This window comes from Chlorogloeopsis fritschii PCC 6912 (assembly GCF_000317285.1).
GTDB classification, from domain to species: Bacteria; Cyanobacteriota; Cyanobacteriia; order Cyanobacteriales; family Nostocaceae; genus Chlorogloeopsis; species Chlorogloeopsis fritschii.
This window is the reverse complement of the sequence record NZ_AJLN01000098.1, coordinates 1-13203: the sequence shown is the minus strand read 5'-3', so window position 1 is coordinate 13203 and position 13203 is coordinate 1. Positions and strand designations below refer to the sequence as shown.

21 protein-coding genes are annotated in these 13203 nt (G+C 41.5%); 17 read left to right on the top strand and 4 right to left on the bottom strand.

What is annotated here, in order from left to right; all coding sequences use genetic code 11:
* Positions 1–140: 140 nt before the first annotated feature.
* Positions 141–602 carry a VOC family protein gene (locus UYC_RS0118770; RefSeq protein WP_016875780.1) on the bottom strand — a complete coding sequence of 154 codons (462 nt, stop codon included), beginning with the start codon at positions 600–602 and terminating at the stop codon, positions 141–143.
* 277 nt (positions 603–879) lie between these two features.
* On the opposite strand from UYC_RS0118770, the gene UYC_RS0118765 reads away from it, so the two are divergent.
* Positions 880–1374: a DUF4385 domain-containing protein gene (locus UYC_RS0118765; RefSeq protein ID WP_016875781.1), complete on the top strand. Its 495-nt coding sequence runs from the start codon at positions 880–882 to the stop codon at positions 1372–1374.
* A 38-nt stretch (positions 1375–1412) separates the two neighbouring features.
* Here UYC_RS0118765 and UYC_RS0118760 read toward each other — a convergent pair whose 3' ends face one another.
* On the bottom strand, positions 1413–1844 hold the full coding sequence (locus UYC_RS0118760; RefSeq protein WP_016875782.1) for a DUF4278 domain-containing protein: 432 nt from the start codon (positions 1842–1844) through the stop codon (positions 1413–1415).
* Positions 1845–2071: 227 nt separating this feature from the next.
* Between UYC_RS0118760 and UYC_RS0118755 the strand changes: the two genes are divergently transcribed.
* The 5 genes from UYC_RS0118755 to UYC_RS0118740 all read left to right on the top strand — a co-directional run bounded on the left by UYC_RS0118755 (position 2072) and on the right by UYC_RS0118740 (position 6105).
* Positions 2072–4228, top strand: a complete 2157-nt coding sequence (locus UYC_RS0118755; protein ID WP_016875783.1) for a Tex family protein — start codon at positions 2072–2074, stop codon at positions 4226–4228.
* A gap of 222 nt (positions 4229–4450) precedes the next feature.
* Complete coding sequence (locus UYC_RS40360) at positions 4451–4537, top strand: DUF6888 family protein (RefSeq protein ID WP_412093824.1); 87 nt, start codon at positions 4451–4453, stop codon at positions 4535–4537.
* Positions 4534–4746, top strand: coding sequence for a DUF6887 family protein (locus UYC_RS0118750; protein ID WP_016875784.1), 213 nt, complete (start codon positions 4534–4536; stop codon positions 4744–4746). The genes UYC_RS40360 and UYC_RS0118750 overlap by 4 nt, the downstream gene beginning before the upstream one ends.
* 49 nt (positions 4747–4795) lie before the next feature.
* Positions 4796–5668: a PD-(D/E)XK nuclease domain-containing protein gene (locus tag UYC_RS0118745; RefSeq protein WP_016875785.1), complete on the top strand. Its 873-nt coding sequence runs from the start codon at positions 4796–4798 to the stop codon at positions 5666–5668.
* Between the two features lie 59 nt (positions 5669–5727).
* The gene (locus tag UYC_RS0118740) at positions 5728–6105 is read left to right on the top strand and encodes a hypothetical protein (RefSeq protein ID WP_235082981.1); all 378 of its coding nucleotides are present in this window, start codon (positions 5728–5730) and stop codon (positions 6103–6105) included.
* A gap of 26 nt (positions 6106–6131) precedes the next feature.
* On the opposite strand, the gene UYC_RS0118735 is transcribed toward UYC_RS0118740, so the two are convergent.
* Positions 6132–6464 (bottom strand): DUF5615 family PIN-like protein, encoded by a 333-nt coding sequence (locus tag UYC_RS0118735; protein WP_016875787.1) that lies wholly within the window; start codon positions 6462–6464, stop codon positions 6132–6134.
* On the bottom strand, positions 6461–6691 hold the full coding sequence (locus UYC_RS0118730) for a DUF433 domain-containing protein (RefSeq protein WP_016875788.1): 231 nt from the start codon (positions 6689–6691) through the stop codon (positions 6461–6463). The genes UYC_RS0118735 and UYC_RS0118730 overlap by 4 nt, the downstream gene beginning before the upstream one ends.
* A gap of 408 nt (positions 6692–7099) precedes the next feature.
* On the opposite strand from UYC_RS0118730, the gene UYC_RS0118725 reads away from it, so the two are divergent.
* The 11 genes from UYC_RS0118725 (at position 7100) to UYC_RS0118675 (ending at position 13189) form a co-directional block, all read left to right on the top strand.
* Positions 7100–7330, top strand: coding sequence for a hypothetical protein (locus UYC_RS0118725; protein WP_016875789.1), 231 nt, complete (start codon positions 7100–7102; stop codon positions 7328–7330).
* A 299-nt stretch (positions 7331–7629) separates the two neighbouring features.
* Positions 7630–8076 (top strand): PIN domain-containing protein, encoded by a 447-nt coding sequence (locus UYC_RS0118720; RefSeq protein WP_016875790.1) that lies wholly within the window; start codon positions 7630–7632, stop codon positions 8074–8076.
* Entirely contained in the window at positions 8063–8278 is a 216-nt protein-coding gene (locus UYC_RS0118715) for a hypothetical protein (RefSeq protein ID WP_016875791.1), read from the top strand. The genes UYC_RS0118720 and UYC_RS0118715 overlap by 14 nt, the downstream gene beginning before the upstream one ends.
* 221 nt (positions 8279–8499) lie before the next feature.
* Entirely contained in the window at positions 8500–8766 is a 267-nt protein-coding gene (locus UYC_RS0118710) for a hypothetical protein (RefSeq protein ID WP_016875792.1), read from the top strand.
* A 151-nt stretch (positions 8767–8917) separates the two neighbouring features.
* The gene (locus UYC_RS0118705) at positions 8918–9142 is read left to right on the top strand and encodes a hypothetical protein (RefSeq protein ID WP_016875793.1); all 225 of its coding nucleotides are present in this window, start codon (positions 8918–8920) and stop codon (positions 9140–9142) included.
* 400 nt (positions 9143–9542) lie between these two features.
* Complete coding sequence (locus UYC_RS0118700; protein ID WP_016875794.1) at positions 9543–9767, top strand: DUF433 domain-containing protein; 225 nt, start codon at positions 9543–9545, stop codon at positions 9765–9767.
* Positions 9764–9982, top strand: coding sequence for a DUF5615 family PIN-like protein (locus tag UYC_RS0118695; protein WP_016875795.1), 219 nt, complete (start codon positions 9764–9766; stop codon positions 9980–9982). Before UYC_RS0118700 ends, UYC_RS0118695 begins: the two co-directional genes overlap by 4 nt.
* Positions 9983–10370: 388 nt before the next feature.
* The gene (locus UYC_RS0118690; protein ID WP_016875796.1) at positions 10371–11279 is read left to right on the top strand and encodes a helix-turn-helix domain-containing protein; all 909 of its coding nucleotides are present in this window, start codon (positions 10371–10373) and stop codon (positions 11277–11279) included.
* A gap of 95 nt (positions 11280–11374) precedes the next feature.
* Positions 11375–12172 carry a dienelactone hydrolase family protein gene (locus UYC_RS0118685; protein ID WP_026087532.1) on the top strand — a complete coding sequence of 266 codons (798 nt, stop codon included), beginning with the start codon at positions 11375–11377 and terminating at the stop codon, positions 12170–12172.
* A 174-nt stretch (positions 12173–12346) separates the two neighbouring features.
* Positions 12347–12622 (top strand): type II toxin-antitoxin system ParD family antitoxin, encoded by a 276-nt coding sequence (locus UYC_RS0118680; RefSeq protein ID WP_016875798.1) that lies wholly within the window; start codon positions 12347–12349, stop codon positions 12620–12622.
* Between the two features lie 273 nt (positions 12623–12895).
* A complete protein-coding gene (locus UYC_RS0118675; protein WP_235181624.1) occupies positions 12896–13189 on the top strand; it encodes a TniQ family protein in 294 nt (97 codons plus the stop codon).
* The last annotated feature ends 14 nt before the right edge of the window (positions 13190–13203 follow it).

Here is a 13203-nt window from a genome sequence, read left to right as displayed (position 1 = left end):
TGGTTAGTGGTTAGTGGTTGGTAGGGGCGGGTTTTATGGATTAACTTTCGGTTCAAACCCGTACAGTAGTTGGTTGGTTTATTACTCTCCTTGTCTCCTTGTCCCCTTGTCCCCCTGTCCCCTTGTCTCCCACTCTCCCCCTACTCTGGATCGCAACGAATTTCGATCATAAAGCCATCGGGATCGTAAAAGTACACACCGCGCCCGGTAGGACGAGTAACTGGCCCGTGGGCAATTTCTAGATGATTTTGTTTGATGACTTCAACAGCAGCATCAAATAATTGTGGATCTATGTCAAAGGCTAAATGATAAGCTCTGGTAAAAGTACGTTCTGGATCGGGATCGGGAGGTAACAATTCTGGTTGCCAAAATAAATCTAAGATCGTGCCATCCGGCGTGACAAAGTTAGCAACTTTACCCTGTGCTACTAATTCTTTCAAGGTGGTAGGAACTTCCTCACCTGTTAATTCGTGTAAGCCCAGGATAGTGCCGTAAAAATGCCGGGAAGCCTGCATATCTTTAACATTTAAGGCAATGTGATGCACTCGACGCAAATCGCCAGGAGCAAGAACGTTACTGAGTGATGAGAAGCTAGATTGCATGGTATAGACCAATTTACTTTCTTAAGATAGAAGAAAAATTTTTATAGTATGTCTGTTCATACTAATGATTTTATCAAGAATTAATCAAACCTCAGAATATATCTGTACTTTGGATTATTGGTTAATTATTGATTTAATACTTCGTACCGAAGCCAAATAAATAGAAGAAATATTATTATTTTAATTTCATCTCTTGTCGGTGCAGTTATTCATTAGAAGCGGAGGCAGAGAATGTCTGCTCTACTTCTATTTTCTTTATTTTAAATTCTTCCTGATTATGGCATTTGATTATTCTTTAGATTTTCAGAACCTCGATTTACGTAAACATCCTGAACTATATCGTGTTGGTAAAGGCGAGCAAGGTGTACTTTTGGTAGAACCGTATAAATCAGAAATTCTTCCCTATTGGCGTTTCAAAACACCAGATGTTGCCAGAGAGTCTAGCCAAAAAATTTATGAATTGTTTCTTGCCTATCTTGAGCAAGATGATTTTGCTGGGGCAGATATGGCACGGAAATTTTTACAAATGGGTTATACGCGAGCACGCCGTTATGCCAACCACAAAAGCGGCAGAAAATATAAGAATAATCCGCAAAAAGCAAGTTCTAGAGAAGAACAAATCCAAGCACGTAAAGATATTCTACCTTATCAAGTAGATCCACTCAAAGCTGAATCGGCAGCAATATTTAAAGAGAAATGGATACAAGCCAAGACAAATGATAAATATCTCCAGCTTTTAGCAAAACACAAGCAGATGTACGAACAAGAATAATGCTTTCATCAAAAAACTTGTTTAGAGTAACTTCCAAACTACTGAATTTTTGCTATCTGATGAATTTTTAAAGGAAGACCGCGATATTTGCCAGCAATCTCTCGTTCCGAAAATTCCAGCCTGACATTATTAATTTGATAATTACCACCGCGATACTTGTGGGTGATTTCGTTTGCCTTAGTTGAACTTTGAGAACTAATGGCTTCGTTGCTACCACTATCATTCATTGGCTGTTGGTTATTTTGATCGAGCCTTAGTTTGTACTCATTTTGTTGTAGAAGTTTCTGAGTACCTACCAAAACAACGACTAGCATTAACACCTGTATCTGCCAAGGCGCTAAAACTAAACTTAAAATCAAGCTAATAGCTGCAACAACACCTGTTAGTTGCCCGATCTCATCGGTACTTGTTTTGTAAATATAACCAGTTACTAAACCAGTAAAAAGCGGAATCAAAAACAACAAAGGCATTTTCCCTCACCTCTGAATCAAAACCAGAAGCGTCTAATAAATGGATAAAGGCTATTGCTAAGTAATCGTGTATTTAATTTTACAATTGTTTCTGTTAAATTTACAACACGTTATCATTAACAACAGTGTAAATCATAAAGATTTCAAAACGTTCTGATATATTAGCTTAACATTCTGTATTCATGCAATCAATCTTGCATATTACCAGCTTTTCTTACTGATGCCCGATGCTGAACATTCCTCAACTCCTAGCAACTGAACTTAACCTCAAACCCTATCAGGTGCAAAATGCGCTGGAACTTCTAGCGGAGGGTGCAACAATTCCCTTCATTTCCCGATACCGTAAAGAGCGCACGGGGGAAATGAATGAAGTTCAACTGCGCGAACTAGCAGATAGGTATTCTTACTTAACTGAATTGGAAGAACGTAAATCAGTAATTTTGAATGCGATCGCCGAACAAGGTAAACTCACTGAGGAACTGAAAACCAAAATTGAAGTTTGTTTACAAAAAACAGAACTAGAAGATTTATATTTACCTTACCGTCCCAAGCGCCGTACTCGTGCTACCATCGCCAGAGAAAAAGGGCTAGAACCATTAGCAGAGTTCATCAAGTCGCTGAATACTAAAAATGCTGCCGCTGTATCTTTAGAACCAGAAGCAACAAAATACATATCGCAAGAAAAGCAAGTCAAAACAGCACAGGAAGCACTCAAAGGTGCTGCTGACATTCTTGCGGAAGAAGTAGCAGAAAAAGCAGAGTTACGTGCATATCTCAGAGAATATCTTCTAGAGGAAGGGGTATTTGTCTCCCGCATCAAAGATGAACATCCCGAAGGTACAACCAAGTTCGAGATGTACCGTAACTATCAGGCAAAGGTGAACAATATTGCACCTCACAACCTGCTGGCACTGTGTCGCGGTGAAAATGAGGGAATTTTAAGTTTTGATATTTCCTTCGATGAGGATGTGGTGCTTTCCTATTTAGAGTCAAAAGAAATTCACTCCAAACACCGCCCCCTCCGTAGCTTTTATCAAGAAATGCTCAAAGATGCATTTAACCGCTTGATGAAATCTTCTTTGATTGGCGAAGTAATTTCTGAGAAGAAGCTTTACGCAGATATTGAGTCTATTAAGACATTTGAAGCGAATTTGCGGGAGTTGCTGCTATCTGCACCTGCGGGGATGAAACCAACAATGGCGGTAGATCCGGGGTTTAGAACTGGCTGTAAAGTTGCAATTCTCGATCAAACAGGAAAGTTTTTAGAATATCAAGCAGTATTTCCACATCAAGCACTAGAACAACGTGCTAAGTCTGCACAAACTCTGAAAAATTTGATTGAAAAGTACAAGATTGAGTTAATTGCGATTGGCAATGGTACAGCATCTCGTGAGACAGATGAGTTTGTAGCAGAAGTATTGCAGACTTTGGAGCGCAAACCAATTAAAGTAATAGTCAACGAATCTGGTGCATCTATATATAGTGCTAGTAAAGTTGCAGCACAAGAATTCCCCGACTTAGATGTTACCGTGCGCGGAGCAATTAGCATCGGTCGCCGCTTGCAAGATCCCTTGGCAGAACTAGTGAAAATCGATCCCAAATCTATCGGTGTGGGACAATATCAGCATGACGTAGATCAGAAATTGCTGAAAAAGAAATTAGATGAAACAGTAGAAAGCTGCGTCAACTACGTCGGCGTGGATTTGAACACTGCCTCTAAAGAACTTTTGACTTTCGTTTCTGGAATTACGCCCACCGTTGCCAATAACATCGTTACCTACCGCAACCAAAACGGAGCCTTTAAAAATCGCCGGGAACTCCTGAAAGTGCCAAAATTGGGGCCAAAAGCCTTTGAACAGGCAGCAGGTTTTCTGCGAATTCGCGGTGGTAGTAACCCTTTAGATAATACCGCCGTCCATCCAGAGAGTTATTCAGTAGTGGAAGCGATCGCCACCGACTTAAATGTACCCCTACAACAAGTCACGCAAATTGCCGAGAAACTCAAAAAAGCGAACCTGAAAAAATATGTCACCGATACCGTCGGCGAACCAACACTGCGCGACATTCTCAAAGAACTGGAAAAACCAGGTAGAGATCCCCGCGCCGAGTTTAAGTATGCCACCTTCAAAGAAGGAATCAAAGAAATTTCTGATTTAAAAGTGGGGATGGAACTAGAGGGGATAGTTACCAATGTTGCCAATTTTGGCGCTTTCGTTGATATTGGCGTTCATCAAGATGGTTTAGTGCATATCTCCCAACTTGCAGACAGATTTGTAGACGATCCCAAGAAAGTCGTAAAGGTAGGACAAGTTGTGAAAGTGCGAGTCTTGGAAGTTAACGAGAAATTGAAGCGGATTGGTTTGTCGATGAAGGCTGTAAAGTAGTAGAAACTCAGTTTTCACATCATGTATTGGGACTTACGCAAAATCCCTCTAAAATCCTCTTTCCTCCGTGTCCTCTGTGTCCTCTGCGGTTTATTATTCTATAACTTGTGCGTAAGTCCTGTATATAAAAATTGTTTGTAGTAAGGACTTTAGTCGTTGCTTTAAAGGAAGAGGACTAAAGTCCTCACTCACTACGAGCTTATAACTAGCTTGCTTGTTTGAATAGACGAGAAAACAGGCAGGTTATACGTGCTAGCTGGAGAGAATTTAGATTTTGAGATCAAACCTACCGGAGGATACGAGCCATGACAACCGCTAATTACGATGCAATGAGCCTTGATGAGTTGAGGCAATATGTACTTGCTCATCGAGAAGATATTATCGCTTTTCAAGCTTATGTTGATCGTTCAAAAGCTGCTGGGCGGATGATTAGCATAGACTTAAATGACAATAATTGGGAAGAGACTCTCACCGAGCAAATTCGGCAAAGTACATCAGTCGAAAGTGAATCAGAGTAGCCACAATTAAGAATTGCTAATATCAGAGAAATATAAATGCAGAGTATCGATGAACGTAAAGACACCACAGGAGATTGCTTTAGAAAGGATTCAAGCACTCTCGTTATTTAAGGAAGATATTCGCCGTTGGTTTGATGGACAATATTCTCAATTAGAGAAAGATGCTCTTCGCTCTCGCATTAATAGAACCGTCCGTCGTGTTCATAAAATAGTTGTAGAAACTGATTGTCTTAAACTCATCACCGCAGCACCACCACCCGCAGTAGGTGGTCTAATGCTAAGAAATTATGATCCATTTGGTAATGTTTTGGAATCTTATTATGGGATATCCTTTATTCCAGACATTGTAGATATGATCGATGAGGCGATCGGTGTTCTGGAAAGCCCTGAATATTTAGAAAAGCTTCTTGAAAAATCAGAGGATACAGAACAGCAAATAGAATATCAAAAAACTACAATAAAAGCTCTTCAGCAGATTTTGCTAATCTGTCGGCGATTTCATCTTGTTGCCCGACAGTTACAAGACAGACATGCTGGACGCTCAACACTGGTAATCGAAGATGAATATGATGTACAGGATTTATTTGCTAGTCTTCTCCGACTTGATTTCGATGATATTCGTAAAGAAGAATGGACTCCAAGCTATGCAGGAAAGTCTGCACGTGTAGATTTCTTGTTAAAAAGAGAGAATATTGTCATTGAAATCAAGAAAACTAGAGCATCTCTGGGTGTGAAAGAGTTAGGAGATCAACTCATTATTGATATTGGAAGATACAAAATGCATCCTGGATGTAGCACGCTTGTCTGTTTTGTATATGATCCGGAATTCCGAATCGGGAATCCGGCTGAAATCGAAGATGATCTCAGTGGATTACACGACAGACTTGATGTGCGTGTTGTGGTAGCCCCAGGTGCAAGTTAGCAGCCCAACAACCGTGTTGGAGCGGATTTCCTTAAGCCTCTGGTGCATTGCAAAGTATTTTGGCAACGCTCAACACGATGGTTACCGAAAGTTTACCAAAACTATTCTACAGACGAACGATCGCCCCAGCACCCGATCGCTCACATACCAATACCAGTTTCTGCTGTAAGAGCGAAGGGAGAAAACTGTCTAGGAAGCGATCGCCTTACAGCAAAAAATCTGATTTTGAGCAACTTGGATTGAGAGAGGTTTTGAACAAAATTGCTCATGCAAATCCATCTCAGGCTGGATTTTTTGCAAACGATGTTTTTCATGACCTGATTCTTTCTGGTAAAGATAACAAGGGAAAAACTTGGATAGCGATCGTATCGATTGTTGATCTTTGTCGGGCAGTTAAATCGCTACCAGACCAAAATATACAAAATCAAACAATATAGAATGTTGAAAAATCAGGCAGGATGAATTAGTAAAGTTCTAAGCAGTGAAGAGTAGGATTCCCTAAAAGCTCTTGAATTGCTTCTTGCCCAGAACGAATGAGAGTTTCAACTTGGTTAGTTGGTACATTCCCACATCTTAGCCAGACTACTTTCGGTGGAGATCCATATAGTCGACTTCTTTCGGCAAAATCTGCATCTTGAGTCACGATACAGAAATCGTTCAACTTGGCAAATTCCCAAATCTCGGTATCTGTCTTCTCTGCTAACTCATGAAATTGTACATGGCTAGCATTGGGAAAAATATCAGCCAAGTGAGTCACCAATTTTCGGCTCAGGTTTTGATCAAATAGTAGTTTCAAGCAGCACTCACCGAAGCAATTAAACGATGATCGCGATCGGCCGCAAACTCTAGACAGGCTTTAATATCTGCTTCTGTTAGTTCTGGGAAGTCATCAATAATTTCAGCCGTAGACATTCCAGCAGCCAGCCAACCAAGAACGTCGTAAACCGTAATCCGCATCCGACGAATACAGGGTCTACCCCCACGCTTATCAGGCTCAATGGTAATGATATCGCGATAGCTCATAATATCAAGTAGTTTTTTTACATTTACATCCAAGTCTAGAGCAGGTTAACACTGCGCTGCAACGGACGGAACCGAGATATTGGTGGAGATGCTAAAGCTGTTTACCGCCCTTGAGCTTGGTCGTTACCGAAAGTTTACCAAAACTATTCTACAGACGAACGATCGCCCCAATACCCGATCGCTCACATAAAAATACCAACTTCTGCCCAAAGAGCAAAGGGAGCAAACTGTCTAGGAAGCGATCGCCCGATTAAAAACCTCAAGCACTAGTAAGAAGAATGGGAACTGCACCAGACAGATGCGCGATCGCAACTCTGGTTCTGGCAGAGTGCCAGATGAACAAAACTAGAAAGCTTTGGATAAAATTAAGAAACCATAAGACATTGCAGTGTTTTCTGCTATTGAGACATGACTGAATTACTTCAACAGGCGATCGCCCAAATCCAACAACTCCCCCCAGATCAGCAAGATGCGATCGCATCTCGGTTGTTGGCAGAGTTGCAAGATGAGCAAAAATGGGAAGCTCGTTTTGCTACTACGACAGATAATCAATGGGATCGGATGGCTGCAATGGTACGTCAGGAAATTGCCAAAGATGAAACGGTTCCACTTGATGAGGTCTTCCCAACACAAACATGAAATCAAGTGCCACAAAGTCATTTCGCAAGCAAAGTTTACTAGCGGCGGGTGATTGGGAACGTTACCGAAAGTTTACCAAAACTATTCTACAGATGAGCGATCGCAGCAATACGCAATCGCTCCTATCTATAGATCCCAGTTTCTACTGGAAGAGCAACAGGAGAAAAGTGTATTCAATAACGTTGGGCTGCTTCAAATCTAGGTTAGGGTGATTGTTGAAAACTTTTGGTTGCGGCACTCAGCGTTTAGCTTAATCAAGCAGCAAGATACAATGATTTGGTCTTGCTTCGAGCGATCGCATGACAAGAGTATATTTAGATACTAGTGCCTACAATCGTCCATTTGACGATCAAACTCAGCCTAAGATTTTTCTCGAATCGCAAGCTGTAGCCATCATCTTGCAAATGATTGAGGCACAAGTGGTTGAGTTGGTGAGTTCCTCAGTTCTAGAGTATGAAAATAGCCGTAATCCATACCCCATCAAGCAGAAAGCAATGAATCGGTATCTTCAGTTGGCTGGGTTAAGACAAGAAGCTAATGAATCGATCCGCCAAAGAGCCGAGGAACTGGAACATAATGGATTAAAGGCGATTGATGCATTGCACGTTGCGTGTGCTGAAGCAGTTGGCAGCGACTATTTCATTACCTGCGACAAGCGGCTTATAAATCGCTGCTTAGGGTTGACAATGAAAGTGGTCAATCCAGTCGATTTTGTGTTGGAGGCGAATAACGATGATCCAGGTTAAGAGTGAGCAACAAGTCTTACAGGAAGGGTTGCAGGTTCTTCTATCCAACATGGAACCGTCTAAAGTTGCTCGGTTTTGGGCAGCGTGCAATATTGGTAAGGGAGATTACCTTAAGCTCAAAGATGAGCTTTTTGCTCAAGAGTCAGTAGCAAGTTTATACTCCAAAATCGTCGAGTTTCAGGCATTGAAGCGCGAAGTCTAATAACCCAATACTGACTGCCGCTCATTTGAGCCATTACCGAAAGTTTACCAAAACTATTCTACAGATGAGTGATCGCAGCAATACCCATCGCTCACATACCAATACCAGTGTCTGCTCAAAGAACAAGGAATTGTCTAGCAAGCGATCGCCTTTGAGGACGTATTTTAGGCGATCGCTTAGTAGCTAGTAAAATTGGAGGAGTATCAACTCTATGGCAACTTATGCTAAGAACTGTCGAAGGTGTTTATCACAACGGGCAAATTGAACTAGCTGAACTACCCCAAAACTTGAGCGATCGCACTCAAGTTCTAGTCACCTTCATTGAACCCAACAAAGTCGATGCCAGCAAACTGCGCCAACTAATCGATCAATTAGAAACAATTGCAGGCATCCAGCAAGGTTTTGAAGAACTCAATGCTGGACAAACTCGCCCAATTGGGGATTTCATCCAAGAAATGCAGCAGATGGTTGAGTTCTGCTGGTGTTGAATTTGAGGCTACTTGCCGTTAGCTGGCTGAGATCATCTGTGGGAAGAGTATAGAGAAGCTACTTTTAGGTATTCAAGGTTAAAAACTTGCAAAGTGTCTGCGAGGCAGCAGCTACAGGTTTAGATTAGGATGAGTCGTAGGAGGATTGACTATGCCAACCACTATCCAGGAAATTTGTACCCAGGTTATCCGTACTTTGACGCCAGCAGAGCGATTACGTTTGGCAACGCTGATTCTCAACGATCTGGTACAGCATGATGTTGGTGTTGTTGACCAAAGTGATACGTGGACAGAGCAAGATCAACTTGATTTAGTTGCCTTTTCTTTACAATATGCTGTAACAAGCTATCCAGAAAATGAGGAGTTAGCTGAGTGATTGGCAAGGAGTTCGGGATTGTATCAAGGTGGCTCTTGCAGAATTAGACAGTCCAAAACCTTCATTAGAGCCAGAGCCATGAATTCTGCTATTCCAGTCGCTACCTAACTTCACTGTTACCGAAAGTTTACCAAAACTATTCTACAGATGAGTGATCGCTCCAATACCCGATCGCTCACATACAAATACCAACTTCTGCCCAAAGAGCGAGTGAAGCAAACTGTATATATGCGATCACCCGATTGAAAACCCCAAGCACTGCTGAGAAGAATGCGATCACTACTTTGTGAGCAGTGTTATTTGATACTAGTGGTAACTTCGTTACGGTTTAAAGAAAATTGCTTGGTAGTCTGTAGACTAGAATTAGAGTGGCTGCATAATCTATATAAAATTTTAAGTTATGAGCTACCGAGACATTATCACTATCGAACCCGGTAAGCGTGGTGGCAAACCTTGTATTCGGGGAATGAGGATTACGGTCTATGACATTCTGGAGTATCTTGCAGCAGGAATGTCTCATCAGGAAATTCTTGAGGATTTCCCGTACTTGACTGAAGATGACATTCGCGCTTGCCTTAGTTATGCGGCTGATCGAGAAAAAGCATCGCTAGTTGTCAAAGCATGAAGTTGCTCTTCGATCAAAATTTGTCCCCGAACCTAATTAATCGTCTGCATGAGCTTTATCCTGATTCAAACCACGTTTACTGCTTGGGGCTTGATCGGCTTCCAGATATTGAAATTTGGGAATACGCCAAAAGGGAAGGTTTTTTAATTGTCACCAAGGATGCAGACTTTGGCGATCTGTCTCTATTGCGTGGTTTCCCACCCAAGATTATCTAGATTCGGCGAGGAAACTGCAAGACAGCAGATATTGAGGTAATCTTACGAAGTCATTACAATGACATTGAGGAGCTAAATCGCACTGAAACAGTCGGTGTGCTGACATTGTTTTAGAATTGCCAAAAATGCAGTGGAGCGGACGTATAGAGCCATTTAGCTTCGTTTTAGCTACATCTGTCGCAGCTGACTTTGATTGTTACCGAGAGTTTACCAAAGCTAGGCTATAGATCAGCGATTGCCCCAATACCTGGATCGCTCACATACAAATACCAACTTCTGCTGTAAGAGCGAGTGGAGAAAACTGTCTAGGAAGCGATCGCCCAATTGAAAACCTTAAGCACTAGTGAGAAGAATGCGATCGCCTATAAAACTTGTTTGAGCACTTATTATGAGAACGCCAGGGCAAACGATTAAAGTTATTGATTACCGCCAAGAGAATGCATCAGATCCGTTTGTGCCTAAACCCGCTGTTCTCTCAAGCTCAAAATGGGACAGTATCCATTTTGAACTCCATCAACAGCCAAAGTTTGAGATAACTGAGCATCAACACACCATGCACGTGATTGTGCAAGGAGTTGTCAGTTCATCGCCTTCCGACTTATCAGGAGAACGATGGTTGGATGGAAAGCTTAAAAGAGAGACGCGCAATCATGGAGACATTGCAATTATTCCTGCGGGTATTTCCCATCGCTGTAATTGGAATACCTCAGTCCAGTTTATAATTTTGGCAATTGAGTCTGCACTCCTCAAACAAGTTGGTCAAGATTGGGTTGATTGCGATCGCATTGAACTTATCCCCCATTTTATGACTCGGCAAGATGTATTGATCCAAGGCATATTCTGTGCTTTAAAAGAAGAATTGGAGTCTGATAAAATCGGGGGTGATTTACTAATTGATAGTATCAAAACAACATTAGCCATTCACCTATTACGGAACTATTGCACCACCCAACCTAAGCTTTCTAGCTATGCAGATGGATTATCTGCTCTGAAGCTGCAACAGGTGAGAGAGTATATTAACGAACATTTGGATCGAGATATAAAACTAAGTGAGATTGCTGCGATCACTCAAATGAGTCAATATCACTTTTTGCGTCTGTTTAAGCAAAGTATGGGTGTAACGCCCCACCAATACATTTTGCAATGTCGGATTGATAAAGCCAAATATCTGTTGCGACATAGCCAACTTAGCATTGCAGATATTGCTGTCAGAGTAGGTTTTTGCGATCAAAGTCACTTGACTCGATATTTCAAACGGATTGTCGGCGTTACACCAAAACAACTCCTACAAATCTGATGGCAATAATTTACTAAAATCCAGCAAATTTTTTCTAGAGTTCTAAGTAGCATTTTTTCTACAGTGGGATGGCACCGAGTTCAGCCAAAACAAAGATGCTGCAAACACCAAATATTGAAATTAACACTACAAAAGTCAAAATCCCTAACAACGGGTTAGAAATTGATGTTTACCTAGCTCAACCAGCACATCAGGGAATATTTGGCGCTGTTATAGTTTTTCAAGAAATTTTTGGAGTCAACAATCACATTCGAGAAGTCACCGAACTCATAGCTAAACAAGGTTATGTAGCAGTAGCACCCACGCTTTATCAACGTATTGCACCCGGTTTTGAGGTTGAGTTTAGCTCAGAAGATGTTGGCTATAGTCCAGAAGGCTATCGGCTTGGCTTGGAATACTATCAACAAGTAAAGTATCAAGAAATATTCAGCGATATTCAAGCTATGATCGCCTACTTAAAAACTCTACCCAATGTCAATGATAATGCGATCGGGGTGATTGGTTTTTGTTTTGGCGGTCATGTGGCTTACATAACTGCAACTTTACCCGATATTAAAGCAACAGCTTCGTTTTACGGTGGTGGGATTACCACTTCTAGTTATGGTGAAGATACTCCAACCATTGATCGCACCTCTGAAATTAAAGGTACTATTTATGTGTTTTTTGGGACAAGAGATGCATTAGTTTCCCAGGAAGAAAACGAGCACATTGAAGCAGAATTAAAGAAACACCAAATAAATCATCGCGTATTCCGATATGATGCAGGACACGGATTCTTTCACGGATTATTTGTAGAGGAGTACCCATTCATCGCCCAGCACCCAAGTTACAACCCCGAAGCGGCTCCTGATGCTTGGCAACGCGTTCTAGAGCTTTTTCAAAACAACTTGTGAAATTTGAAGCTAGCGATCGCACATTGCACACAATATCATTCTGCCTAAAATCAAAAAAGGCGATCGTCCATTTTTTGTCCAAGGTGTAATTATCTCACTGATTCCTGCTCAAGTTGGTAGATCGCGAGTGCTAACAAACACAAACTGTCCTATTTTTTAGTTGAGGTACAAGTTATGAATATCACACTCAAGCCAGAAATAGAGCAATTTATTCAAGCGCAAATTGCTACAGGTAGATATGCAAATGCTGAGGAAGTGATTAGTAAAGCATTGAAATTGCTGGAAGAACAGGATAAAGAGTATCAGGAATGGGTAGAAGAAACTCGGCAAAAAGTTGATGTCGCAATTGCAGAACTTGAGCGCGGGGAAGGTTTAGATGGTGAAACTGTAGTGATGCAAATACTCGACAGATTTCAAAAAGCCCGTGAGGGTCAGGAAGAGGATGAATAAATTTTTGAGTTTGAGTTTTTGTAGGGTGCGTTATAAACTTTAGTTTTAACGCACCTGCGGCATAATATAGCCTACAAAACTACTTTCTTTTAGCTGAGGTAATAGTTATGAATATCACACTCAAACCAGAAATAGAGGAATTTATTCAAGCGCAAATAAGCAGCAGTAAAACTGGGTAAAGCGGCGCAACTTGGGGGTGCGATCGCTCGTTGGGAAAAGTTTCGGTTTAATCCGCCTCCCTCACGTCAGCAGTTGGAAGCGTTGGTTATTGTAGTGGGAGTTGAGGCCAATACGTTAGAGCAGATGTTACCACCTGCTGGGGTGGGGATGAAGATGGAGCCAATTCGGTTATGTGCTGCTTGTTATGCCGAGTCGCCTTGTGACAAAATTGAATGGCAGTTGAAGGTAACGCAGGGGTGTAAGCAGCATCAGTTAAGGTTATTGTCGGAGTGTCCTAATTGTGGAGCTAGGTTTAAGGTTCCGGCTTTATGGGTTGATGGTTGGTGTCAGAGGTGTTTTATGCCATTTGCAGAGATGACAAGCAAGCAAAAGCTTTTTTATTGTTAGATTCTTGTGTTTAA